This window comes from Muricomes intestini (genome assembly GCF_004346165.1).
GTDB lineage: Bacteria > Bacillota > Clostridia > Lachnospirales > Lachnospiraceae > Muricomes > Muricomes intestini.
Map to the genome: position 1 here is coordinate 67,022 of NZ_SLZZ01000007.1, position 24,298 is coordinate 91,319.

General features: G+C 43.7%; 23 protein-coding genes. All 23 read right to left on the bottom strand.

Annotated elements, in window-relative coordinates; all coding sequences use genetic code 11:
* Positions 1-23: 23 nt before the first annotated feature.
* The 23 genes from ilvA to pta all read right to left on the bottom strand — a co-directional run bounded on the left by ilvA (position 24) and on the right by pta (position 24,193).
* Positions 24-1,238 carry a threonine ammonia-lyase gene (ilvA, locus tag EDD59_RS06645; protein WP_132380187.1) on the bottom strand — a complete coding sequence of 405 codons (1,215 nt, stop codon included), beginning with the start codon at positions 1,236-1,238 and terminating at the stop codon, positions 24-26.
* A gap of 23 nt (positions 1,239-1,261) precedes the next feature.
* Positions 1,262-2,203: a signal recognition particle-docking protein FtsY gene (gene ftsY / locus EDD59_RS06650; RefSeq protein ID WP_132380190.1), complete on the bottom strand. Its 942-nt coding sequence runs from the start codon at positions 2,201-2,203 to the stop codon at positions 1,262-1,264.
* A 23-nt stretch (positions 2,204-2,226) separates the two neighbouring features.
* Complete coding sequence (gene smc / locus EDD59_RS06655; protein WP_132380193.1) at positions 2,227-5,787, bottom strand: chromosome segregation protein SMC; 3,561 nt, start codon at positions 5,785-5,787, stop codon at positions 2,227-2,229.
* 7 nt (positions 5,788-5,794) lie between these two features.
* The gene (rnc, locus tag EDD59_RS06660) at positions 5,795-6,484 is read right to left on the bottom strand and encodes a ribonuclease III (RefSeq protein ID WP_132380195.1); all 690 of its coding nucleotides are present in this window, start codon (positions 6,482-6,484) and stop codon (positions 5,795-5,797) included.
* A gap of 99 nt (positions 6,485-6,583) precedes the next feature.
* The gene (gene acpP, locus EDD59_RS06665; protein WP_132380197.1) at positions 6,584-6,814 is read right to left on the bottom strand and encodes an acyl carrier protein; all 231 of its coding nucleotides are present in this window, start codon (positions 6,812-6,814) and stop codon (positions 6,584-6,586) included.
* Between the two features lie 25 nt (positions 6,815-6,839).
* A complete protein-coding gene (gene plsX / locus EDD59_RS06670) occupies positions 6,840-7,865 on the bottom strand; it encodes a phosphate acyltransferase PlsX (protein WP_207670381.1) in 1,026 nt (341 codons plus the stop codon).
* Positions 7,866-8,204: 339 nt separating this feature from the next.
* Entirely contained in the window at positions 8,205-8,777 is a 573-nt protein-coding gene (locus tag EDD59_RS06675) for a nitroreductase family protein (protein WP_132380200.1), read from the bottom strand.
* 95 nt (positions 8,778-8,872) lie between these two features.
* Positions 8,873-9,043 carry a hypothetical protein gene (locus EDD59_RS06680; protein WP_330571953.1) on the bottom strand — a complete coding sequence of 57 codons (171 nt, stop codon included), beginning with the start codon at positions 9,041-9,043 and terminating at the stop codon, positions 8,873-8,875.
* Positions 9,044-9,460: a MarR family winged helix-turn-helix transcriptional regulator gene (locus EDD59_RS06685; protein ID WP_132380203.1), complete on the bottom strand. Its 417-nt coding sequence runs from the start codon at positions 9,458-9,460 to the stop codon at positions 9,044-9,046.
* 72 nt (positions 9,461-9,532) lie between these two features.
* Positions 9,533-10,537: a hypothetical protein gene (locus EDD59_RS06690; RefSeq protein ID WP_132380205.1), complete on the bottom strand. Its 1,005-nt coding sequence runs from the start codon at positions 10,535-10,537 to the stop codon at positions 9,533-9,535.
* A gap of 11 nt (positions 10,538-10,548) precedes the next feature.
* Positions 10,549-11,367, bottom strand: coding sequence for a hydroxymethylglutaryl-CoA lyase-like TIM-barrel protein (locus EDD59_RS06695; RefSeq protein ID WP_132380208.1), 819 nt, complete (start codon positions 11,365-11,367; stop codon positions 10,549-10,551).
* Positions 11,351-12,340, bottom strand: a complete 990-nt coding sequence (locus EDD59_RS06700; protein WP_132380211.1) for a homocitrate synthase/isopropylmalate synthase family protein — start codon at positions 12,338-12,340, stop codon at positions 11,351-11,353. The genes EDD59_RS06695 and EDD59_RS06700 overlap by 17 nt, the downstream gene beginning before the upstream one ends.
* Positions 12,341-12,400: 60 nt before the next feature.
* On the bottom strand, positions 12,401-14,845 hold the full coding sequence (locus tag EDD59_RS06705; RefSeq protein ID WP_132380214.1) for a nitrogenase component 1: 2,445 nt from the start codon (positions 14,843-14,845) through the stop codon (positions 12,401-12,403).
* Positions 14,842-16,203, bottom strand: coding sequence for a nitrogenase iron-molybdenum cofactor biosynthesis protein NifE (gene nifE, locus EDD59_RS06710; RefSeq protein ID WP_132380217.1), 1,362 nt, complete (start codon positions 16,201-16,203; stop codon positions 14,842-14,844). Before nifE ends, EDD59_RS06705 begins: the two co-directional genes overlap by 4 nt.
* 72 nt (positions 16,204-16,275) lie before the next feature.
* Positions 16,276-17,649, bottom strand: a complete 1,374-nt coding sequence (locus EDD59_RS06715; protein WP_132380219.1) for a nitrogenase component 1 — start codon at positions 17,647-17,649, stop codon at positions 16,276-16,278.
* Entirely contained in the window at positions 17,649-19,241 is a 1,593-nt protein-coding gene (locus EDD59_RS06720) for a nitrogenase component I subunit alpha (RefSeq protein ID WP_132380222.1), read from the bottom strand. The genes EDD59_RS06715 and EDD59_RS06720 overlap by 1 nt, the downstream gene beginning before the upstream one ends.
* Before the next feature lie 12 nt (positions 19,242-19,253).
* Positions 19,254-19,637: a P-II family nitrogen regulator gene (locus EDD59_RS06725; protein WP_132380225.1), complete on the bottom strand. Its 384-nt coding sequence runs from the start codon at positions 19,635-19,637 to the stop codon at positions 19,254-19,256.
* A 20-nt stretch (positions 19,638-19,657) separates the two neighbouring features.
* A complete protein-coding gene (locus EDD59_RS06730; RefSeq protein WP_132380228.1) occupies positions 19,658-19,981 on the bottom strand; it encodes a P-II family nitrogen regulator in 324 nt (107 codons plus the stop codon).
* An 18-nt stretch (positions 19,982-19,999) separates the two neighbouring features.
* Positions 20,000-20,818, bottom strand: a complete 819-nt coding sequence (gene nifH / locus EDD59_RS06735; protein ID WP_132380231.1) for a nitrogenase iron protein — start codon at positions 20,816-20,818, stop codon at positions 20,000-20,002.
* A gap of 302 nt (positions 20,819-21,120) precedes the next feature.
* The gene (gene rpmF / locus EDD59_RS06740) at positions 21,121-21,300 is read right to left on the bottom strand and encodes a 50S ribosomal protein L32 (RefSeq protein ID WP_089984246.1); all 180 of its coding nucleotides are present in this window, start codon (positions 21,298-21,300) and stop codon (positions 21,121-21,123) included.
* 3 nt (positions 21,301-21,303) lie between these two features.
* Complete coding sequence (locus EDD59_RS06745) at positions 21,304-21,831, bottom strand: YceD family protein (protein ID WP_132380234.1); 528 nt, start codon at positions 21,829-21,831, stop codon at positions 21,304-21,306.
* A 147-nt stretch (positions 21,832-21,978) separates the two neighbouring features.
* Positions 21,979-23,169, bottom strand: a complete 1,191-nt coding sequence (locus EDD59_RS06750; RefSeq protein ID WP_132380237.1) for an acetate kinase — start codon at positions 23,167-23,169, stop codon at positions 21,979-21,981.
* Between the two features lie 22 nt (positions 23,170-23,191).
* A complete protein-coding gene (gene pta, locus EDD59_RS06755; protein WP_132380240.1) occupies positions 23,192-24,193 on the bottom strand; it encodes a phosphate acetyltransferase in 1,002 nt (333 codons plus the stop codon).
* Positions 24,194-24,298: the final 105 nt, after the last annotated feature.

A 24,298-nucleotide genomic window follows, 5' to 3' on the forward strand; every position in this document is an offset into this window, starting at 1 on the left:
TTTTTAATATTTTATTCCATCTCTTAATATAATTTTGCACTGATTAATTTGGGCCGAAATCCTTTCTTTTCCAGTGCCTCCATAATCTGGTGCTTGTGCTCTGTCCCAAATGCTTCCATTGTGATTCTCAACTCCACCGCCGTGTTCCTGTTTGTACTGACAAACTGATTGTGCTCCAGCTTAATAACATTTCCCTGGGCATCGGCAATAGTAGAAGCCACGCTTACCAATTCACCCGGTTTATCCGGAAGTAGGACAGACACAGAGAAGATACGGTCTCTTTTTATTAGTCCATGTTGTACAACGGAGGACATGGTAATGACATCCATATTTCCGCCGCTTAAGATGCATACTACTTTTTTGCCTTCACAGTCCAGCTGCTTTAAGGCTGCGACAGAAAGAAGCCCTGAATTTTCTACGATCATCTTATGGTTTTCCACCATATCCAGAAAAGCTCCTATGAGCTCGTCATCATCCACCAGAAGAATATCGTCCACATAAGCCTGCACATAAGGGAGATTCTGCTCCCCTACTGCCTTTACCGCGGTGCCATCCGCTATCGTATTGGCACTCTCAAGTTCCACTACCTTATTTGCCTTCAAAGCTGCGCTCATACTGGCCGCTTCCGTAGGCTCCACGCCGATTACCTTGATTTTCGGGTTCAGCATCTTTGCCAGAGTGGCAACCCCGGTGATAAGCCCGCCTCCGCCGATTGGTGCCAGAATATAATCTACGGTTGGAAGCTCCTGCACAATCTCCATGGCAATGGTTCCCTGCCCGGTGGCTACATCCAGATCGTTAAAGGGATGTACAAAAGTATACCCGTATTTTTCGGCAAGCTTATATGCATATGCACAGGCATCATCATACACATCTCCGTAAAGTATTACCTCAGCCCCATAGCTTTTCGTGCGGTTTACTTTAATAAGCGGTGTCACCGTGGGCATGACAATCGTTGCTCTACATCCAAATTTCTGGGCCGCATACGCCACACCCTGCGCATGGTTCCCTGCAGATGCAGTAATCAATCCCTTTGCCCGTTCTTCTTCAGACAGTGTACTGATTTTGTAGTATGCTCCGCGGAGTTTATAAGCTCCGGTATGCTGCATATTCTCCGGCTTTAAATACACCTTTGCCCCACACATATCACTGAGATAATCACTGAATACCAGCTTAGTGGGATTTGTTACCTGTTTTACGATTTCACTTGCTTGTTCAAATTTCTCTAATGTAAGCATCTTGCTCCTTCTTTCTTCTTTTGCTATTCATCCTCCGTTGTGCCACTATAAAATAATGCATTTACAAACTCATCTGCATCAAACTTCTGCAAATCTTCAATCGCTTCGCCAACTCCGATATATTTCACCGGAAGCCCCAATTCCGATTGTATTGCCACTGCAATTCCCCCCTTTGCAGTGCCATCCATTTTTGTCAGGATGACTCCTGTGATATCTGCCACCTCATTGAATTCCTTTGCCTGTGCCAGTGCATTCTGTCCGGTAGTTGCATCCAATACTACAAGAGTCTCCTTATAAGCTTGCGGGTACTCTCTTTCAATAACGCGGTTGATTTTACGTAGTTCTTCCATAAGATTCTTTTTATTGTGCAGACGCCCCGCCGTATCACACAGAAGAATATCCGCCTTTCGTGCTTTTGCCGCAGCTACAGCGTCATATACCACCGAGGCTGGGTCTGCGCCCTCCTGGCCTCCGATCATTTCAACTTTGGCGCGGTTTGCCCACTCCTTTAATTGTTCTCCCGCAGCTGCCCTGAAAGTATCGGCCGCTGCCAAAATCACCCTTTTGTGCTGCTCATGAAACTTACCGGCCAGTTTCCCAATTGTGGTTGTTTTTCCGACTCCATTGACTCCGATCACGAAAACCACAGATGTCTTATTCTCATATTCGTAGGCAGTGTCTCCCGCCTTCATTTGTTCCTTGATACTGTCAATCACAAGCTGCCTGCATTCTATCGGCTCTTTGACATGCTGCTCTTTCACTTTTTTCTTCAGATCCCCGATAATCTTCATGGTAGTTTTTACACCCAGATCCCCCATAATCAGCATCTCTTCCAGCTCTTCATAAAACTCGTCGTCTATTTTAGAAAATCCGGAAAACACACTGTCCATACCGGAGACAATGTAATCCCTCGTCTTCGTCAGCCCGGTTACCAGCCGTTTAAAAAATCCCTGTTTTTCTTCCATTTTCCTTATCTTCGCTTTCTTAATTATTTATCCAGCTCTTCTTCCAGCAAATCCACGGATACAAGTGTCGATACGCCTTTCTCCTGCATTGTAATGCCGTAGAGCCTGTCCGCGGCCGTCATAGTGCCCCTTCTGTGCGTAATAACAATAAACTGTGTATGCTTGGTCAGTTTGTGCAGATACTGTGCAAAACGCACTACATTGTTATCATCTAAGGCAGCCTCAATTTCGTCCAGCAAACAGAATGGAGATGGTTTTAGATTCTGGATTGCGAACAGCAGGGATATTGCCGTCAGCGCCTTTTCTCCTCCTGAAAGCTGCATCATATTCTGCAGCTTCTTGCCGGGAGGCTGTGCAATGATTCTGATTCCCGCTTCCAGGATATCCTCGTCCTCCATAAGTTCCAGAGTTCCCTTTCCTCCTCCGAAGAGCTGCTTGAAAACAATGTCAAATTCCCTGGAAATCAGTGCAAATTGTTCCTCGAACTGTTTCCTCATGGCCCCATCCAACTCGTCAATAATCTTAAGCAGAGTACCTTCGGCCTCCACCAGATCATCATGCTGTCCTTTCAGAAACTCGTAGCGTTCTGAAATACTTTTATAATCGTCAATCGCATTGACATTTACATCTCCCAGTTTCCGTATCTCACCCTTCAGTGTCTGAATCTGCCGTTTCATATATGCAAGATCCGTCAGATTTATGTTCCGCAGCTCCATAGCATGATTATAAGTAAGTTCATACTCTTCCCACATGTAATTAATCTGCTTTTCTGAAGCCTCTTCATAAGACTCCTTCTGGCTGTTCAGTCTAAAACATTCTTTGTCCAGCTCTGACATGTGTCTTGACAGTTCTTCTCTTTGTCCAAGAAAGTCCTTATGCTTCTGATTCAGCATATCTCTTTTTACTGTCTGGCTCTTAATTTCCGCATTGATCTCTTCAAAAAGCTCTTTTGAATTTTCGATGGTATTCCGCAAATCCTTTATTTTTGCTTCTTTTTCCAGAATTTCCTCTGATGCATTTCCTTTATTGGTATCCAGATCCTCAAGCTCCGCTTCAAGTTTTGCGGTTTCTTCCTGAATACGCTGCATATTTTCCGAAATGAATGCATTTTGCTGTTCCAGTCCCGCAAAGTTAAGGTGAACCTCTTCCGAGCGTTTCTGCGAGATGATTTCTTTTTCTCTATCAGCCTCCAGGCACTTCTGCAGCTCTTCAATATGGCTATTCAACTCCTTTTCCAGTGCCTCCGAAGCTTCCATCTCCATATGAACGGAATCTTCGTTGTCCAGAATCTCCTGAAGTCTCTGCTCCAGTTCAGCCTGCTCCTTTAGACAATTCTCATAGCGGCGGGAGATTTCTTTTTGTCTGGCCTGTACCTGCTCCACATTCATTCTTGCCGTATTTTCAATAACAGATGCCTTTCTCAGTTCTTTCTGAAGTTCATCGATTGTACTGTAGCACGCAGCTCGTTTTACTTTCACATCATTCACGGCCTGTTCACAGTCATCCATATCCTTTTTGAGCATCTTCACAGTTTTCTCAAATTCTTCTATTTCCCGCCGCCTGCTTAAGAGATTGCTGGAGTTTCTAAAGGCTCCCCCCGTCATAGAGCCGCCGGGATTCATAAGCTCACCGTCCAGTGTCACCAGACGAAGTGACTGCTTATATTTTCTAGCAATTCTAATTCCATTATCAATGTTATCGACTACCAGAGTCCGGCCAAGAAGCTGGTCCGCCAATCCCTGAAACTGCGGTTCCACATGTACAAGTGTATTTGCCTGGCCTATAACCCCCTTTTCGTTCATTGCCTCCTTCTGACGGATATCTGCACCCAGATGCATACTTGTCAACGGAAGAAATGTGGCACGGCCAAACTTATTCTGTTTTAAATAGGCAATCATCCTCTTTGCAGTTTCCTCATTGTCTGTGACAATATTCTGGATACTTCCGCCCAGAGCTGTTTCAATAGCAATTTCATACTCTTTATCTACCTTAATAATATCAGCAACAACACCTATAAGGCCTTTTTCTCTGTCTTTATTGCTCATAACCTTGCGGATACTGTTACCGTAACCGTCATAACGCTCCGTAATGTTCTTTAAAGATTCCAGTCTGGAGGACTCCCGATGATACGCTGTCTGTCCGATGCGCAGCTGCTCCTGTCTTTTTGACAGTTCCTGCTGTAAATTTTCAATCTCCTGCTCATTGTCATTAATTTTTTCAGCATAACCGGCAATCTCAGCCGATATCCGCTTCAATTCACTCTCATATCCTGCCAGAACATTATCTTGTTTCCCGGCCTCCCCGGACATTTCCAGTATTATCCGTTCCAGCTCTGACTTTCTGGCGCTTAGCTGCTCCTGAGTGGTGGTATAGTGTTGGATTTTTGCTCTGGTAGATGCCCTGTTGTTCAAAAGCTCTATGATTTCTGCCTTATTTTGTTCAATCTCAGCAGCCTCAGAGGCAATTCTTGTCTGTACATCGATCAATTCCTCTTTAGCTCTTGTGTTGCTTTTGGCACTCTCCTCCAGCTTTGCTTTTACTGTCGTCTGTTCGGCCGCAAGCTTATCTCTTTGACTCTCTCTGGTCTCAATCTCCACCCGGATGGTACTAAGGCGGTTGTCATAGTGCTCGTCATTCATCCGTATGGTGTTGATCTGTTCCTTCAGGACATTAATCTGGCCCTCCAGCTGCTGCTTCAGCAATGTAGTCTCATTTAGCTGGCCTTTCGCCTTCTCAATGGAAAGATCTATCTCATCCACTTCTTCCTCGATGGCCTCATATTCAGTCTTCATATCCGTATATTTCACGTTTGTCTCTTCCAGCTCATCGGAGGCAATCTTAAATTTTCCTTCCACGTTTTTAATCTGGTCCCCAATGCGTTCCGTTTCCAGCAAAAACATGTTAATGTCAAATGTTTTTAGCTCTTCTTTTTTCTTTAAGTATTCCCTTGCCACCTCGGACTGCTGCTTTAGGGGCCCTATCTGCTTCTCCAGCTCTGCCAAAATATCATTGACACGGGTCAGGTTCAGCCGTTCCTCCTCCAGCTTTTTCACGGAGAAATTCTTGCGGCGCTTAAACTTTACAATTCCTGCTGCTTCATCGAAAAGCTCCCTGCGTTCTTCCGGCTTTCCGCTTAAGATTTTGTCAATCTGGCCCTGACCGATGATAGAATAGCCTTCTTTTCCGATTCCTGTATCATAGAACATCTCATTGATATCCTTCAGACGGCATCCGGCACCGTTGATTAAATATTCGCTCTCGCCAGAACGGTACAACTTCCTGGTAACGGTAACCTCCTCATATTCCACAGGCAGCTTATGGTCTGCATTGTCCAGCGTAATAGCAACTGACGCATAGCTTAAAGGTTTGCGGTTCTCCGTGCCGGAAAAAATAACATCCTGCATAGTACCGCCCCGAAGCTGCTTTACCCTCTGCTCCCCGAGAACCCAACGCACCGCATCTGCTACATTACTCTTTCCGCTGCCGTTTGGGCCTACAATGCCGGTTATTCCGTTGTGGAACTCAAACTTAATTTTATGGGCAAAGGACTTAAAGCCTTGTACTTCAATGCTTTTTAAATACATATAACACCTACTTTTCTTTCTTCAGTTCCAGTATTGCTTTATATGCAGCCTCCTGCTCAGCAGCCTTCTTTGTCCGGCCTTTACCCACGCCCAAACTGCGCTCTCCGACTAGAACCTCCACAGAGAAAGCCTTATTGTGATCCGGTCCCTCTTCCTTTACAAGATGATAGGAAATGCCGTCATCCAGCTTTGCCTGCACGATTTCCTGCAAAATGGTCTTGCTATCAAAAAAGAGCTTTTTATTTTCCAGATCCGTCAGTATAAACCGATGAATGAACTCTTTCGCATTAGTAAAACCACCGTCCAGATAAATTGCACCTATCAGAGCTTCCAGTGCATCTGATGTAATGGACTCCCTTTGCCTGCCCCCGGTTGCCTCTTCCCCTTTTCCAAGGAGCAGATAGGAGCCTAGATCAATATCCCGTGCACAAAAAGCCAGTGCCGGTTCGCATACCATGCTCGCCCTTGTCTTCGTCAATTCCCCCTCCGATACTTTGGGAAATTCCAAATATAGATATTCGCTGGAAACCAGCTCCAGTACCGCGTCTCCCAAGAATTCCAGCCTCTCATTACAGTGGTGCTTTTCCAGATGCTTCTCATTTGTATAGGAGCTGTGCATCATAGCCTGTCCCAACAGAGAAAAGTCACGGAATTTGTATCCTATTCTTTTCTCCAGTTCTTTTAAATTTTCACTCATGCTCTTATCCTTTCAAGAGGGGTGCCTCTTCTCATAACCGGACTCCCCCCTTATTAAAATGAAAAAGCCCAAAGGGGCTTTTTCGCTTTAACGCAATATTTATTCTACAGCCTTTTTTATCTGATCAACAGCATCCTGTACCGTCCCAATTTTCTCGGCCTCATCATTGTCAATCTCAATATCGAACTCTTCCTCAATTCCCATAATTATCTGGAAAATATCCAGTGAATCCGCTCCCAAATCATCTACAAATGTGGTCTCCGGATGAATATCATCCTTCGAAACATTCAAAACATCTGCAATAATATCCTGTAATTTTTCAAACTCCATAACTTTATTTCCTTTCTTGATTACATTAATTTTCTTTTTTTTCTTCCTGCACCTGGAGGACAGCTTTTATCTTTTCATTTATTTGCTGCTCTTTGAAAGTAACGCACTGGATAATGGACGTACACACTTCCTTTGCCTTAGAACTGCCATGTGTCTTGACAACCAGCCCGTTCAGGCCCAACAGCGGCGCACCGCCATACTCGCTGGCATCGAAGTCTTTCAGTGTGCTCTTAAGTGCCGGCTTCACAAGAAGTGCTCCTATCTTGCTCCTTAGTGAACCCATCATACCCTGTTTGACCTTGCTGATTAGAGTACCGCCCACACCTTCATATAGCTTCAGGATTACATTGCCCACAAAGGCTTCACAGACTACTACGTCCACAGCACCTGCCGGAATATCTCTTGCCTCCACGCTTCCCACGAAATTAATATCCTTACACTCTTTCAGAAGCGGGAAGGTCTCTTTTACAAGTGCATTGCCTTTTTCTTCCTCTGCGCCGATATTTACAATTCCTACCGTAGGATTTTTCTTTCCAATAATATTCTCCATGTATATGGAGCCCATCTTTGCAAACTGAACAAGATGAGAAGGCCTTGCATCCACATTCGCCCCACAGTCTATCAGCAGTGACACGCCTTTGGCAGTGGGTATCAGTGGTGCAAGAGGCGGTCTTTCCACTCCCTTAATCCTGCCCACCAGCACCTGGCCTCCGACCAGGATTGCTCCTGAACTTCCTGCGGATACAAATGCATCGGCCTCTCCATTCTTCACCAGATTCATGGCTACTACAATGGAGGAATCCTTCTTTCGGCGAATCGCCATAACCGGCGGGTCTGCTGTCTCAATGACCTCTGATGCATTCACAATCTCAATCTGCTCCCTGGGGTAAGTGTACTCTGATAACGTCTTCTTCAATAGTGCTTCCTGCCCCGTCAGCAAAACCTTAATATCGCTTCTTTGCTTTACAGCTTCCACGGCGCCCCGGATAATCTCCCCGGGTGCATTATCACCGCCCATGGCATCCAGGGCAACTCTTGTAATATCAGACATTTTTCTTCCTCCTAACGCTACTGCATTAATTCTACTAAACATCAATATAAAAATCAATAAGAAATTGGAAATTAAAAAGCATTAAGTAACAGTTCAGCCATCAGCTCGATTCCACCCCAAGGGTACCGTCCTTGTTAAACAACCACACTACGGTTGCTAACCAAGGACATGTGCTGCGCTTCATCTCGCTGTGGCAGAGCGCCATATGAATTTTCGGCAGCATATGCATACGAAAGCAAGCTTTCTCCTGCCTACGCTGTCGAAAATTCGCATGGCTGAACTGTTACAGCATTAAAAAGAACTGCCCCTCAAAATGACAGTTCTTATTGTCTAAAGATATTATTTCATGATTTTTACTCTCTGCGAAATGTCTTCTTTTTCCTTTGCATCCGGCTCCCCTGCGATGCCGCCAAAAGGCATTTGTGCAATCAGGATGTAGTTTTCCGGGAGATTGAAAAGTTCACGGACTTTCGTATCAATTACCGGATTGTAGTGCTGCAGGGATGCACCGATTCCTAATTCCCGCAGGCCGCTCCAAATACTAAGCTGAAGCATGCCGCTGGACTGGTTTGCCCATACAGGAAAGTTTGCTGCATATAGAGGAAATTGATTCTGGCACCCTTCTACGGTTTCTCTGTCATAGAAATAAAGAACTGTTCCTGCACCTGCTTTGAAGCTGTCAATTTTCCCCCTTGGCACCTGTCCTTCAAACGCATCGTAAACAGCATCCCACAGTTGTTCCTGCTTGTCTCCCAATGCTACAACAACACGGGAGCTTTTCATATTAAATGCATCAGGTACTAGTCCAGTCAGCTGCTGAACAAGTTCGATGACCTTCTCCTCGCTGACCGGAAGTTCTTTGTTTATATTATAATAGGTTCTGCGGTTTTCCAAAGATTTTATAATGTTCATATACATGCACACTCCTTTTTATGCTTTGTCATAAGATATCCCTTTTTGTATCTATCACAAGGCCGGCATCTGGTTCCAGGCGGATATCATAATAATCAAGAGGCAGATAATCCCCAGACTGTCACGATGCACCATCTTTCCCTTATAAACGTAACTATCGGATCATATTCTTCTACTGTCGTATTGGACAATACCCTGACCAGATGTACACCGGCTCCGTCCTGTGTCCGGAATCCTCCTGCTTGATTTTTCACCTTTCTCTCCATTTAGCTGCCTCCAAACTTCTTTAGTAAAACTGACAATTGTTCTTTTTCATCGTCTGTCCAACATTTCATCAACTGGATAATACTAAGCTTATTTTGCGGATAAACCTGAGCCATCAGCTGCCGCCCTGGTTCCGTAATAGTTAAAATACACCTCCTTTTGTCTCTGTTATCGGCCTGCCTTGTAATATATCCTCTTTTTTCCAGATTACTTACAATAAGAGGCATCGTTCCACTGGAGCTGAGTATCTTTTCCTGAACCTGACCCACGGACATGTCCCCTTTATGATATAAGACCTCTAAGACAGCAAACTGCCCCGTGGTAAGTCTGTATTCTGAAAAAATTTTATTGGACTCCTTGTCAATACAGTTCACGGCACGCTTGAGGCCTATCAAAACTTTCATCTCTGTTTTTGCCATATTCTCACTCCAATATCTCTATATAGAGATATTATACCCTATATGCAAAAAATACAAGTGTTTTTGGAAATTTCATTTTGCGGGAGATTCATTTCCGCTGTGGCACAGCAGGCAGTTTGCACAGTCAGCAGGTGTACAGCCCAACGTGTCCGCAGGCAGTTTTTGGATAGTAAAACCTGTATGTTTCATCGAAAAGGTATGTGTACCGCCGTTTTCGAAGCTCACTGTATCCTCCTCGAAATTAAAAATTACTTTCATGGCGCCCCGGACCTTTATATTATCATAAAGTGGATGTTGCTTTTCCGTGGGTTCGAGGACCATGAACTCCTCCTCTTCCGTTTGTATCATGACTCTGTCCCCCATGGTAGAAAAAGCAGTAAGCCTCCCTTTCTCATCAAACACAACCGAATTGCTGTCCGCATGGATTCCCACCGCATCCGGCTCAAATGCGCTGAAGGTTCCGATCGGCGTTTGCAGCTGCAATGGTGACTTTGGTTCCACCGACTTTAATTCTCCGCTCTCATAGAGGGAGAAACCAATTTCCGTCTCAATCCTGCCTACCGGAGACTGCACCGTTATGGTCTCTTTAGGATACAATGTGATGCTTTTTATATTTCCACTTTTATAAAAACAGATACCATTTGTATATGCAGAAAAGGATGCAGCGTCCAATTCAAAAGAAAGCGGGATGTTATTTTGTCGTTCGTCCTCCTCTGACCAGAACCCGCTTATCTGTCCATCCGATACAAAAACCTTGTGCAGCTCTCCGGTCGGATAAAATGTCACATATTCTGCCGGCAAGGTTCCGATCGGACTTTCGATTTCAGACTGTTCCTCCAGCATGACGGCTTTTATGATTCCGTTTCTGTGAAATTCCACTGATGGTTTGTTTTTCCGCCTTTGCGATTCGCTGTAAGAGGGAACCAATTCTCCCGCATGTGTTACGATCATATTTTTTCCTGTTAGTTTTACACTTTCAAGCTCTCCGGCCGTGTAAGTCTGAAAAGAAGATATATCGCCAAGAATACCAAACTCCATCTGTATATGCGTTTCATCAATTACAAGATAATTCATCATATGGTTTCCTCCTATAGAAAGTTCCTTCTGTCCGGCCGCATGATTCCCGATAACAATTCTTCAATCTTAAGCACATTCCGCTTCTCTATCCCGGTATCAAAATGGGACTCACAGGCATGAATAAAATCATACATATTGCAGTTTCCGGCCCGTTCGCCGATGCCCAGTATGGTGCAGTCAATGAATTGTGCGCCCATGCTTGCCATTTCCAGGGAATTGGCAACCGCCATGCCGAAATCATTATGTTCATGTGCTTCAATCATTATTGAAGAATGACTTCGTATTTCTTTTACCAGCTTTCCCGCACGTACAGGTGTAAAGATGCCAACTGTATCCGCGAGCCTGATAATTTTTATCCTCATTTTTTCAGCCTGAGCCGCCAGTTTTATCATAAATCCTATATCAGCACGAGAAGCATCCTCAAATCCAAGTGTTACCTGCACATGGAAATTATCCGCTATTTCCACACAGTCCATAAGCTGCTTTTCTACCCAGGCCTTATTTTTATTGAGCTTAGAATAAATCTGTACATAGCTGACAGGAACTGCTATATGTATGACATCCGGTTTTTGGCGGCATGCTTCCATAACGTCCGCAGGATTCAATCTGCTCCAAAGTGATATTCTTGCATGTTTTTTTTGATACATGATTTCAGACAGATATTCTCTCCCTTCTGTCTTCCGGTCAAATATTCCGGCTTCTATCTCGAATACCCCAATTTTGTCCAGGGCCAGAGCCAGTTTAACCTTATCTTCCGGAAGAAAAGTAACTCCCGGACACTGTTCGCCGTCACGCAATGTTGTATCTACTATCCTAAGCTTTTTCATCATGGATCTCATACCTCCCGGCCATTTCTATGAATTCTTCTTCTGTAATGGCGGTTCCCCGTGCCCTGCTTTTTTCCTTGATCAACTGAAGCAGGTCTTCTGTATGATTCTGTAATGAGCTTTCCATATGGAGTTTTTTTGAGTAAAAAGCAACAGAGCCTTTTCCCGAATGTTTCCCGAGGATCACTTCTCTTTCTAAGCCGACCAGCTCCGCAGGATATGGTTCATAATTGGAATACTTTTTTAAAATGCCATCAACATGAACGCCTGATTCCACATAAAAAATGCGTTTTCCAAGTACAGGTGCCATGGGAGATATTTGTTCTCCCAATACACTTTCAAGCCAGCATTTTAACCTTGAGAAACTTTTGAAATCCTGATTCACCATGTATCGTTCCATCACATGCAATGCCATGAGAATCTGCTCCGTCGATGCCTTGTTTCCGATTCCAAGCAAAGTAGATACAACGGCATAACCCTTATTCTGAAGAAACAGGGTTGCAATTGCCGTTGCACAGTGATAAGTATTCTCCGGACATAAAATAAGCTGCTTTAATTCAAATTTCTTTTTTAATGCCTCCAGCCCTGCACTGCACCCTCCAAGCAGGAGTTTATCTAAACCCGTAACCTTCTGCAGCGAATTTTCTGCAGCCGGTACTATCCTTATCGGCTCTTCCATATCATTGATCTGATAAGCCGGGATTTCTCTTTCCCTTTTTTTCTGCTTGGGGGTAAAATAATATTTAATCTTTTTATCGTTTGGATAAGCTTCATTCATATAGGAAACGGCATCCATTTCAAGATAGTAGGTCATACTATCTGGCAGATCTCCCTCCAGCCTTTCATATAAGCCAGTAGAAATCTGCAGATTGCTGATACCAATTTCTCCCATGAGCTCCACAAAATGATATATCTGTTCCCGGGTTAAATTATAGTCATCAAGAATGCATAATGTAGCATCTATAATTCTTATCATAGATATACCTCCTGCCCCCGCATATTCTTAAATTATCAGATCCTCTACCGGTCTTCCTCCTTATTTTTCCACGTTTCTCTTTCCGATGAAACGCGGTGTTCCATTTTCATACTGATAAATATAAAATTCTTCCACATGTCCAAAGTGCATATCCACAAGGACACCGCTTTTAGACGCAATGGCAAATTTCAATTTCTTTTTTTCCTCTTCCTTTTTCTCCTCTATATTATCCTTATCTAAAAACCCGCCAAGATCAATAGAAAGATCATTATCAAGGGTTCCGACCGCATCTGCCCTACATTGCTTACAATGAAACATTTGACGCATAATCTTATTGCAGCTGTTCCTCAGACTTTGAATTTCTTTGTTGCTCACCATAGGCAGCTCCTCAAAGGCGCTTCCTTTCACCGGTATGAGCTGCATGATATTTGTAATATAGCACCCCATATCTCTGCAGGCCTGCACTACCTGGGGGATATGCTCCTCGTTGATTCCCTTTAATGTCACAATATTTACTTTACATATGATTCCATGTGCAAGAAGAATTCTCAATCCCGAAAGCTGATTGGATACCATAATTGCACCGGCAGCCTCTCCCTCGTATCTGCTTCCCATATAATCTATATATTTGTAGATTTTGCCGCTGATAGACGGATCCACTGCACTCATTGTCACAGTCACATGGGAAACACCAAGCTTCACAAGCTCTTCTGCATAAAACGGAAGCATCAGACCGTTAGTAGAGAGACAGAATGTAACATCCGGATCGTATTCCCGTATCAGTTGCAGCGTCTTTTTCACCTCCGGGTAATTTCCCGCCAGAGAGTCTCCGGGTCCGGCAATTCCTGCCACTGTGAGATTTGGAAGTTTTTCTTTCACTGTCTTATATCGTTCCAGTGCTTCTGCCGGAGTCAGTATTGTACTTGTCACTCCCGGCCTGCTTTCATTTGGACAGTCAAACTTACGGACACAGTAATTGCACTGTACATTGCAGGCCGGTGCCACCGGCAGGTGAATTCTCGCAAATTTATGTCCTGCACAGTTATAGCACGGATGTTCTATTGTTTTTTTCAGCATATCTGCCGGAATCTCATCCTTTTCTTTTTCCCCGCAGTCAATGGGAGTCCCTCTGTAATAGGCATCATATAGGTTTTCTTTGAAAGTATTTTCTGTGACAGAAAGAAGTGCATTCGTCATCTCATCCAAAAAGGATAATGAACCTTCATATCCCAGCATCCGTAACCGCTGGCCTCCGATGCGGTCATGTATAGGAAATGCACGCCGTACAAGCGGAATATGCAGCTGTTCTTCTATTCGTCTTCCATCTGAATTGCCGATCATGATGTTGGACTTATATTTGACGGCATATTCTTCTATTTCTTTAAAATCAGTATCATCCGAAATGATATAGTCGTCCACAAAGTATCTTTTCCCCATATCTGCTATCGGAGCCTCCACATACTGTTTCAGATCCGGACAGACACTTCCTGTGGAGACAACCACCGGCATAATCCCGTTTTCCGCACAGAGCCTTACAGCTGCGGTGATAAACTCCGGTTCTCCATAAATTACGGCACGGCCGGCCGAATTATATTTGTGAGAATCAATCATCCCATCCAGATATCTGCTCCTGGCTGTTTTTATTTCTTCCGGGATATCTTTCCCCGACAGTTGGGAAAGGAGTTCATAAAAATCATCTGTGGCCTTTAGCCCTGCCGGAGATAACATTCTCTTGTACGGAACCTGGTATTTTTCAAATAGTGTCTGTGCCGGTGAAACAGCACTGCTCTTATCGGAAATTTCTATAGTAAATCTCGCACCTGCCATTTTTCTTAGCTCTGTAATATCGGTTCCGCCTTTTGGCAGTCTTGAGTACTCTTCGGTGTGTCCGCCATCAAGATTGTCAGCTATATCCGGAAGAAGTATTGTGTCTATTTCAAATATACGGAATATGTTTTTTAAATAGCGGATATCTGCCGGGCTCTGAGGCGGAAGAATCACATTGACTTTTTCATTTTTCTGAGTATTCATTTCCAGCTTATCTGCAACTGCATTTAATACAGCCATGTATCCTTCGTACTGAGTTCCCCCATATCCCGGAGAACTTACCGGAAGAATTGTAATATCCTGATACTGTGGATTTTCTTCGTAAAAACGTTCCTTGATTCCTTCAATATCCTCTCCGATTGTTTCGGCAAGGCAGGTGGTCATGATTCCAATTACTTTAGGATGATACAGTGCGATCACATTTTTCAAACCCTGTTTAAGATTCTTTTCTCCTCCATACACAGTTCCCTGTTCTGTTAGAGAAGAAGAGGCAATATCAACAGGCTCATTGTAGTGGGTAGCCATATGTCTTCTGATATAAGTGGCACACCCCTGTGAGCCATGCAATATCGTAATGCAGTCCCGTATTCCGCAGAGTGCAGTTGCAGCACCCATGGGCATGCACATTTTACAGGGATTGGTATTTAAGTTTACCAGTGAAGTCACTTTTGTTTTCATACACATGCCCCTTTCACATATTCCCATACCGGGTTGTTGATGCTTTCATTGATTTCCTTTGTAAAATTATATACTCCTTCAAAGCCGGCCAAAGCATGTTTTCTCTCATGGTTATGATCGCAAAAAGCAATGCCGAGTTTATAGGCTAAAGGTCGTTCTTTGACACCTCCGGTCAGTATGTCGGCTCCCTTTTCCTTCATAAATGTCTCGAGCTCCGCCGGATTTGCATCGTCCAGTATGACTGTATCTTCATCTACAAGATTTTCTATAAGCTCATAATCCTCTTTTTTCCCCGTTTGTGTACCAACCAGTACCGTCTTTATACCCATAAGGTCAAACTGCCGGATCAAAGAGATTGCTTTAAATCCGCCGCCCACATAGATTGCCGCTTTTTTGCCTTCAAGATTTTTCCGGTACTTTGCAAGAAATCCTTCCAGCTTCTTTGTCTCTGACCCGCAAAATTTCAGTGCCTTTTCCCGTGCCTCTTCATTTCCCAGCGCTTCCGCAATACGAAGCAGGGAGTTTGTAGTATCTTCAACTCCAAAAAAACTTACCTTTATATAGGGTATTCCAAATTCTTCTTCCATACGGTCTGCAAGATATGTACTTGAACCCGCACACTGAACTACATTTAGCGCCGCAGAAGTTGACCGGGCCATCTCATCATAATTCGCGTCTCCGGTGAATGAAGCAATCACCGGAACCCCTATTTTTTTTAAATAGTTTTTTATGATCCACATTTCTCCGGCCAGATTATAATCTCCGAGAATATTGATACCCTGAATCTTTTTCCCTGATTTGTGCGGCAGAAGCAGCTGCATGATCGCATCGCATGCCATGCGGTACCCTGTCGATTTATTTCCGGAAAATCCAGGTGATTTTACCGGAATGACCGGGATTTTGTATTTTTCTGACATATGCCTGCACACAGAATCCACATCATCACCAATGACACCTACAATGCAAGTGGAGTATACAAAAATTAATTTTGGCTTTTGGGCCTCTGCAAGCTCTTCGATCGCTTTTGTAAGTTTTTCCGCTCCTCCAAAAATAATATCCCTTTCTCTGAGATCGGTACAAAAACTATTGCGGTAAATATCTTCACCGCTGGTCAGGCTTCCCCGTATATCCCATGTATAGCTGGAACAGCCGATTGGCCCATGGATAATGTGATATGCATCTGTAATCGGATTCAGCACTACCCTTGCCCCGCAATAGACACAGGCCCGCTGACTGACCGCCCCCGATACAGAATCTGTATTGCAGCGCATACCATCTCCGCTGCAGCGCTCACCATGCTTTGTAACGATGGATTTTTCCCTTTCATCAAGAATATTAACCTGTTCTATATCTGCCATCGAAAACACGTCCTTTCTCAAATACACAAAAGAGGGCCGGTCTTATACCTTACCCTCTTCAGTAAATGCATATTACATTACAACATCAAAGTCTTCGTCCCGGGAATCTGCATCCTGCCGGTCCATAAACACATTCGTAATCTTTTCAACATAACGGATTCCTCCTGTATATCCGACCGTCGCCTGAATAGTGTTGCCATATCTGTCAAGTACCGGAAATCCCATTCTTACCATTGGAATATTTTCTGCTTTTGCAATTTGTTTTCCGTAAGAGCTTCCGATCAAAATATCGACACCTTCATTCTTTATCAGCTGATGCAGATAAAAGAGATCCGTATCTGCCTTGATCACCGCCTTCCCAGAATTCATTCCATTTTCTTCGAAAAGTGCTTTGATCTGTTTTACAAAACTCGCTTTTGGCGTACCCGTAATAACATATTTGGGTATCATGCCCATTTCAATACAAAGTGATGTGAAACCGTATACGATATCAGGGTCTCCGTAGATTGCCGCCTTTTTATTATACGTGTAGGAATGTGAGTCCAGCATCAGATCTACAAGCCTGCCTCTCTCATTCTCAAGAATCTGGGGAATCTCCTGGTAAGACATATCACGAAGTGCCATTAAATATTTATCCGTAAGTGACACTCCAATCGGCATCGGCAGCAGAGTAAACGGCACTTTATGCTGTTTTTCAAGATATTCTGCCGGTTCCACGCTTGTAAGCTGACCAAGCGCGATCAATTTTTTCACTGAGCCCAGTTCCTGAATATCTTTGGCAGATGTACCGATTCCTTTTGGAAAATATTTATATTTTCCTGTCATCGGCGTTTCAAGTATTCCTTCATGATCTGGAAAATATATGTAATCCACACCCATAAGCTCAGCCATACGTTTTAATTCCCTGTCATCACCCGGATTCACCCATCCGGGGAAGATAGCTGTCTTTCCGGCTTTTTCACCGTTCTTCTTTGTCATATATTTCATAAAACCAATCATCATATTTGAAAAGCCCTGAATATGTGAACCTTCATACGATGGAGTACTTGCATAAAGCACGGTTTTCCCATCTGGTATCTCCATATCTGAAATATAGCTGCCGACATCATCTCCGATTGTCTCCGACAGACAAGTCGTATGAACGGCAATGATATCCGGGTTATAGATATCGAATATATTTTTAGCGGCCGTATTCAGATTGCTCCTGCCTCCGAATACAGATGCTCCTTCTGTGAAAGAACTGGAAGATGCCATGGCAGGTTCCTTAAAATGACGGGATAATACTGTTCTGTGATAGGAGCAGCATCCCTGCGAGCCATGGCTGTGAGGCATACAGCTTTCTACACCGAGTGCACAGAACATTGCACCTACCGGCTCGCATGTTTTGCATGGATTAATTGTTATATGCCGGTTTTCCATAACTTCTTTTGGTGTCATATCAAGCATTATTCTTCACCTCCTACTGTTCCTTCGATAAATGGTACTCTCTTCCAGGGAGGTGTGATTAATGCCCATGCATTTGTATAAATACTCATTGCCACATCATGCCCAAACATCACGGCACCGTTAAACCCTGCATAAGGTCCTGAATAATCATAGGAATGCATCTGCCTGGAAACAACTCCTGCTTTTTGAATTGCATATTTATCTTTGATGCCGGAAAAGAAGATATCCGGCTTCATGGTCTTGATCAATTCATCTGTTTCAAAAACATTATAATCATCCACGGCTATATATCCTTTTTTCATATCCGGGAACATACCATCATAGGTATCAAGTTCCACCCCTTTTTCTTTCAATTGTTCGACCTGTTCGGCAGTATAACGTTCACGAAATAATTCTTCATCTGGAGATACCGTGATTTCTTCAATGTTCTTACTGTCCGCATCCGGTTTGATCGAAGGTATAACGTCCCGTCCTTCATAATCATCCCGATGTGCAAACTCATATCCCGCTATAACCGTTTCTACGCCAAAATCACGGAGCAGTGCCTGATAATGATGGGAGCGGGAGCCCCCCACGAAAATACCTGCGGTTTTCCCCTTCAACATAGATTTGTAATACTCAATGTCACCTGAGACGGCTTCCAATTCTTCAGCTATCACTTCCTCGGTTCTCTTTGTGAGAGCAGGATCGTCAAAATACTCTGCCAGCATCCGAAGTGATTTGCAGGTAGCTCCGATTCCGATAAAATTCACCTTCAGCCAGTCAATTCCATATTTTGTTTTCATCATCTGTGCAACATAATTGATGGAACGATGGCACATGACAAGATTTAAATCAGCAAGATGTGCATTTTTAATGGTCGCATGGCTGCCGTCTCCGGTAAACACCGACACGACCTCATACCCGATTTTTTTGAGTATTCGCTCCTGTTCCCATCCGTCACCGCCAATATTGTATTCTCCGAGAATATTGACGGAATATTTCCCCGTTGGTTTTGTGTCGCCGGAACCAATGATCTGTCTCATCAGGCCATTATTTGCAATGTGATGGCCGGCAGATTGTGATACCCCTTTGTATCCTTCGCACGAAAATCCGACTGCCGTGATGCCATATTTTTTTTCCACACGCCTTGCTACAGCCTGCACATCATCACCGATTAATCCAATCGGACAGGTAGAACAAATAAAAATACACTTTGGGTGGAACATTTCCATGATTTCATCAATTCCCTGCTCTAATTTTTTTTCACCCCCGAATACGATATCTGTCGGTCTCATATCAGTGCAAAATGAATATGGCATAAAATTTTGTTCACCTTCATAAGAAGGTTTTGCTTTATTTCTTCGTGTTCCCCAACTGTAAAATGCACAGCCGATGGGTCCATGTGTAATGGTCACCGCATCTTTTATGGGGCCGACCACAACACCTTTACACCCTGCATAACAGCAGCCTCTGGCGGTCAGGATACCCGGAATGGCGCGTGTATTTGCTGCGATTGTGTTCGCGTCATCTCCAAGCTGTGTGATATGTGTTTTTCTGTTTTTAAATACTCTTGAGGAATATTTCTCCAAAAGATTATCTTTTTCTTTCACTAGTGCACCTCCCTAATATGCGTCTGTAGTAGATGAGCCGTCCCGCACACGATAAGATTCAAAAATCGGAAGTACAAAGATTTTTCCATCTCCCTGATGCCCTGTCTGATTGGTTTCAATAATGATATCTACTGCATCTTTCACTTTTTCATCATCTACGATCACAATAAACATCCTCTTGGGAACCAGTCTGATTGCCTCTGTAAGGCTTTCTCCGGATGCATCCAGGGGCAGTTCACCGACAGCAATTACCAGGTTCAAAAGTTCCGGATCAATACTTTTTTTACCTCTCCCCAGACATTTCCGGCAGCTAAAGGCAGGGAATCCGCCTTCTGCCAGAGCTGTCTTTGTCGCATTTACCTTGTTTGAGCGGATAAAAGCCATAATCTCTTTCATATTAAATTACCGCCTTCCTATCATAGTCCTGCTTTTCCGGTACTCACCGTATATGCCTCTTCCACAGGAGATATAAACACACGTCCGTCTCCGTAGTTTCCGTCCCCTGTTCTTGCAGTTCGGAGAATAATTTTTACCAATGTATCCTTATCTTCATCACTGCAGAAGATAAGCAGCATTTCCTTCGGTATTTCATCATAGTAGAAATCATCTACGCGAATACCCCTTTGTTTGCCTCGCCCAAATACATCCATCTTAGTGATGGCGGGGAAACCAGCTTCCGCCAGTTCTGTCATAACCACCCCTACCTTTTCCGGTCTGATAATTACTCTCACCATCAACATAATAAAAAGCCCCCTCTCCTAATCATTCACACCATATTCCATAAGAATTGACTCCAGTTCATCGATCGCCATTGGCTCTGGGACGACAAACATATCATTTCCTTCTATCTTTTGGGCCAGATCACGGTATTCATCTGCCTGTGGCTCATCCGGACTGAAATCAATGACCGTTTTTTTATGAATCTCTGCCCGCTGTACCGCATTGTCGCGGGGAACAAAATGAATCATCTGGGTTCCAAGTTTCTTTGCAACCGCTTCTACCAGTTCTGCTTCACGATCTACCTTGCGGGAATTACAGATCAGACCTCCAAGGCGGACTGTACCGGTCTTTCCGTATTTTGCAATACCCTTTGAAATATTATTAGCCGCATAAAGAGCCATCATCTCACCCGAACATACAATATAGATTTCCTGCGCCTTACCTTCGCGGATTGGCATTGCAAAACCGCCGCATACCACGTCTCCCAAAACATCATAAAATACATAATCAAGATCATCCGTATAGGCTCCGAGCTGCTCCAGCAGATTGATGGAAGTGATAATACCCCGGCCGGCACAGCCAACTCCCGGTTCCGGTCCGCCGGATTCTACACCTCTGATTCCCTTGAACCCTGTTTTCAAAACTGCATCCAGCTCAATATCATCGCCTTCATCTCTCAATGTATCCAGAACAGTCTTCTGTGCAAGCCCCCCCAGCACAAGTCTTGTAGAATCAGCCTTCGGATCACAGCCGACAATCATGATGTTCTTGCCCATATCCGCGAGACCTGCTGTCAGATTTTGTGTTGTTGTAGATTTTCCGATGCCGCCTTTTCCATAAATAGCCACCTGTCTCATAATTATTACCTCCTTTCTTAAATAAAAAGGCTTTTTAATCCCTCTCTCGATAAAGATTAAAAAGCCACTTCGTTGTGAATAAATTTTCAGCTACCCTGACATTAACACAAAGATATCTAAATGTTAAATTTATAATACGTGATATTTCTGAACAAAACAATACAGTCAATTGTACAAAAATTTCATCCTATGCACATATTTTTTGTGAATTTTTCGTTATTCCTCTTCTATTAAAAGTCAAATACCACGCAGCAAGCTGAAAAAAGCTTCCCGGTTTCCCGGAAAGCCTCGTCTTCTCTGCATTAGTCAACAGATATGATTTCTTTTTTGTTGTAAGAGCCACAAGCTTTGCATACTCTGTGAGGCATCATAAGTTCTCCGCACTTGCTACATTTTACAAGGTTGGGAGCACTCATCTTCCAATTAGCTCTTCTCTTATCTCTTCTTCCTTTAGAAGATTTATTCTTTGGACAGATAGACATAGGTTACACCTCCTTAAAATTCTTAAACAAATCCCGGACAACTGACATTCTCGGGTCAGCTCCTGTATCTTCACAGTCACAAGTACCCTGATTTAGGTTCTGACCACAAACGCTGCATATGCCCTTACAGTCCTCACTGCATAGAACTTTCGTCGGCCATCCTATCAATATCTCATTAAAGAGCAATTTGTCCACGTCAAGATGATATCCGACAATAAAATTCGATTCATCTAAATCTTCTCTCAAATCAGCATCCGATACATTCAAATCCACATGCTTCACAAAATCAAGTACAAATTCTTCTCGTACATCCTCCGCACAGCGGTCACATGGAATCTTTATACCGACTTTTGAGTCTGCCTGAATCTGTACTTCCTTATCCTTTACATGAGTAACAACAAGGTGCACAGGTTCCTTACTTATAATCGGAAAAGAACCGGATTTCAGCTTAATCGCTTCCATTTCAAATGGCACCGTCGCCTCCACCGGCTTATGCTGTTCTGACAGAACATCTGATAGGTTAATTAACATCTTAATACTCCTATTCATACCTCAACTATTATATCATGTAAAATAGGTTTGTCAACAAAAAACTACAGATTTCAGAGGAAAAGCAAAAGGGGTCTGACCCTTTTGCGCGACCTTTTCTGACTATTCTGATAAGTCTATACTCCAGATTTATTTTATAAGGGCTTCTGTTTCTCTTGCGATTGCAAGTTCTTCGTTTGTCGGAATTACAAAAACTCTTACCTTGGAGCCCGGTTTGGAAAGTTCAATTTCCTGTCCTCTTGTGTTATTGGCATCCTCGTCAAATTCTATTCCAAGATATCCCAGATAGCTGCACACTGCTGCCCGGACTAATTCATCATTTTCACCGATTCCTGCTGTGAAAGCAATGACATCCACTCCGTTCATTGCCGCCACATAACTTCCTATATACTTTGCAACTCTGTATGAAAATACTTCCAGAGCAATCTTTGCACGCTTGTCCCCCGCCAAAGATGCATCAGTCAAATCTCTAAAGTCACTGGACAGTCCTGAAATTCCCTGTACACCAGACTTTTTGTTCAGCATATTCATCAAACCTTCAATATCCAGATTCTCTTTCTTTGCGATGAATTCCAGGATAGCCGGATCAATATCACCGGAACGTGTTCCCATTACAAGGCCTTCAAGTGGTGTCAGTCCCATGGATGTGTCTATAGATTTACCGTTTTTCACTGCACATACACTTGCACCGTTGCCCAAGTGGCATACGATTGTCTTTGTTGCATCATATGGCCGGCCAGTGAGCTCTGCGGCTCTCTTTGATACAAAGCTGTGGCTTGTCCCATGAAAACCGTAACGTCTTACTTTATATTTTTCATAATATTCATATGGCAGTCCGTACATATATGCTTTTTCAGGCATTGTCTGATGAAATGCAGTGTCAAATACTGCTGCCATAGGGGTTCCCGGCATCAGCTTCTCACATGCATTTACACCAATTAAATTTGCAGGATTATGCAGAGGTGCCAGTTCGTTACATTCCTCAACGGCTTTCTTTACCTCTTCTGTGATAATTACAGAGGACGCAAACTTTTCGCCGCCGTGTACCAGGCGGTGTCCAACTGCCCCAATCTCGTCCAGACTCTTTATTACTCCTGTCTCGTTGTCTGTCAGAGCTTCAATAACATACTGAATTGCCTCTGTATGTGAAGGCATATCCTTCTCTGTTTTTGTCTTTTCACTGCCGGCGGCCTGATAGGTGAGGCGCCCGTCGATTCCGATTCTCTCACAAATGCCTTTTGCAAGCACCTTCTCAGATTCAGAATTAATCAGCTGAAATTTTAAAGAAGAACTTCCACAATTAATCACTAATATATTCACTTTATTATCCTCCAATCTCTCATTACTTTGAATATGCCTGAGCCTGTACTGCCGTAATTGCTATAACTCCTTCGATATCTGCGGCAATGCACCCTCTTGATAAGTCATTGACCGGGGCCGCAATCCCCTGGGTAAGAGGGCCGTAAGCTTCTGCCTTGCCAAGTCTTTGTACAAGCTTGTATCCGATATTTCCTGCATCCAAATCTGGGAAAATCAATACATTGGCACGCCCTGCTGCCGGACTTCCCGGTGCCTTCGATGCTGCAACCTCCGGTACAATAGCTGCGTCCAGCTGCAGTTCTCCATCCAGTATTAAATCCGGTGCCATTTCTTTTGCAAGTCTCGTAGCCTCCACTACCTTGTCAACATCCGGGTGTTTTGCGCTTCCCTTTGTAGAATGTGACAGCATGGCAACAATTGGCTCTTTCCTCGTCAGAACCTGGAAAGATTCCGCTGAAGACAATGCAATATTTGCCAATTTTTCCGGATCTGGATTCTGTTCCAGACCTGCATCTCCGAAAATGAAGGTTCCCTCTGCACCCATATCACAATCCGGTACAACCATAAGGAAGAACGCAGAAACCAATTTTGTTCCAGGTTTTGTCTTCAGAATCTGAAGACACGGGCGAAGTGTGTCCGCTGTAGAGTGGCATGCACCTGATACCATACCATCTGCATCGCCCATCTTTACCATCATAACCCCGTAGTACAGGTAATTGCTCAGAAGCAGTTCTTTTGCCTGTTCTTCTGTCATTCCTTTCTTCTGTCTAAGCTCTGCCAGCTTTGCAATATATCCTTCTGTCTTTTCGCTCGTCGCAGGATCCACCATTGCAGCACCCGAAATGTCAAAGCCCTTTCCGTTTCTCTCAATTTCCTCTTTGCTTCCCACAAGAATAAGATTCGCAACTCCCTGCTTAAGCACTGCCTCTGCTGCCTGGTAAGTTCTTACGTCCTCCGTCTCCGGGAGCACGATTGTCTTCTTATCGGACATCGCCCTCTCTTTGATTTTGTCGATAAATCCCATGATTTAAAGCCACCTTTCAATTTTTTCTCACTTTCCCCATTATACCCCAAAGAATTATTGTATACAAGCCTATATAATGTGCATTTTTAAGTACAATATTCTGCC

Excerpts from the sequence above, each read along its gene's own strand:
- EDD59_RS06680 (WP_330571953.1), bottom strand. The coding sequence starts at position 9,043 with ATGGAGAGAAAGGTGAAAAATCAAGCAGGAGGATTCCGGACACAGGAC.
- plsX (WP_207670381.1), bottom strand. The coding sequence starts at position 7,865 with ATGTCTGATATTACAAGAGTTGCCCTGGATGCCATGGGCGGTGATAAT.
- EDD59_RS06730 (WP_132380228.1), bottom strand. The coding sequence starts at position 19,981 with ATGTTGATGGTGAGAGTAATTATCAGACCGGAAAAGGTAGGGGTGGTT.
- smc (WP_132380193.1), bottom strand. The coding sequence starts at position 5,787 with ATGTATTTAAAAAGCATTGAAGTACAAGGCTTTAAGTCCTTTGCCCAT.
- rpmF (WP_089984246.1), bottom strand. The coding sequence starts at position 21,300 with ATGTCTATCTGTCCAAAGAATAAATCTTCTAAAGGAAGAAGAGATAAG.
- acpP (WP_132380197.1), bottom strand. The coding sequence starts at position 6,814 with ATGGAGTTTGAAAAATTACAGGATATTATTGCAGATGTTTTGAATGTT.
- EDD59_RS06700 (WP_132380211.1), bottom strand. The coding sequence starts at position 12,340 with ATGATAAGAATTATAGATGCTACATTATGCATTCTTGATGACTATAAT.
- EDD59_RS06725 (WP_132380225.1), bottom strand. The coding sequence starts at position 19,637 with ATGAAAGAGATTATGGCTTTTATCCGCTCAAACAAGGTAAATGCGACA.
- ilvA (WP_132380187.1), bottom strand. The coding sequence starts at position 1,238 with ATGCTTACATTAGAGAAATTTGAACAAGCAAGTGAAATCGTAAAACAG.
- EDD59_RS06715 (WP_132380219.1), bottom strand. The coding sequence starts at position 17,649 with ATGCTTGATATGACACCAAAAGAAGTTATGGAAAACCGGCATATAACA.
- nifE (WP_132380217.1), bottom strand. The coding sequence starts at position 16,203 with ATGGCAGATATAGAACAGGTTAATATTCTTGATGAAAGGGAAAAATCC.
- ftsY (WP_132380190.1), bottom strand. The coding sequence starts at position 2,203 with ATGGAAGAAAAACAGGGATTTTTTAAACGGCTGGTAACCGGGCTGACG.
- EDD59_RS06690 (WP_132380205.1), bottom strand. The coding sequence starts at position 10,537 with ATGATGAATTATCTTGTAATTGATGAAACGCATATACAGATGGAGTTT.
- EDD59_RS06745 (WP_132380234.1), bottom strand. The coding sequence starts at position 21,831 with ATGTTAATTAACCTATCAGATGTTCTGTCAGAACAGCATAAGCCGGTG.
- EDD59_RS06695 (WP_132380208.1), bottom strand. The coding sequence starts at position 11,367 with ATGATGAAAAAGCTTAGGATAGTAGATACAACATTGCGTGACGGCGAA.
- pta (WP_132380240.1), bottom strand. The coding sequence starts at position 24,193 with ATGGGATTTATCGACAAAATCAAAGAGAGGGCGATGTCCGATAAGAAG.
- rnc (WP_132380195.1), bottom strand. The coding sequence starts at position 6,484 with ATGAGTGAAAATTTAAAAGAACTGGAGAAAAGAATAGGATACAAATTC.
- EDD59_RS06705 (WP_132380214.1), bottom strand. The coding sequence starts at position 14,845 with ATGAAAACAAAAGTGACTTCACTGGTAAACTTAAATACCAATCCCTGT.
- nifH (WP_132380231.1), bottom strand. The coding sequence starts at position 20,818 with ATGAGACAGGTGGCTATTTATGGAAAAGGCGGCATCGGAAAATCTACA.
- EDD59_RS06675 (WP_132380200.1), bottom strand. The coding sequence starts at position 8,777 with ATGAACATTATAAAATCTTTGGAAAACCGCAGAACCTATTATAATATA.
- EDD59_RS06685 (WP_132380203.1), bottom strand. The coding sequence starts at position 9,460 with ATGGCAAAAACAGAGATGAAAGTTTTGATAGGCCTCAAGCGTGCCGTG.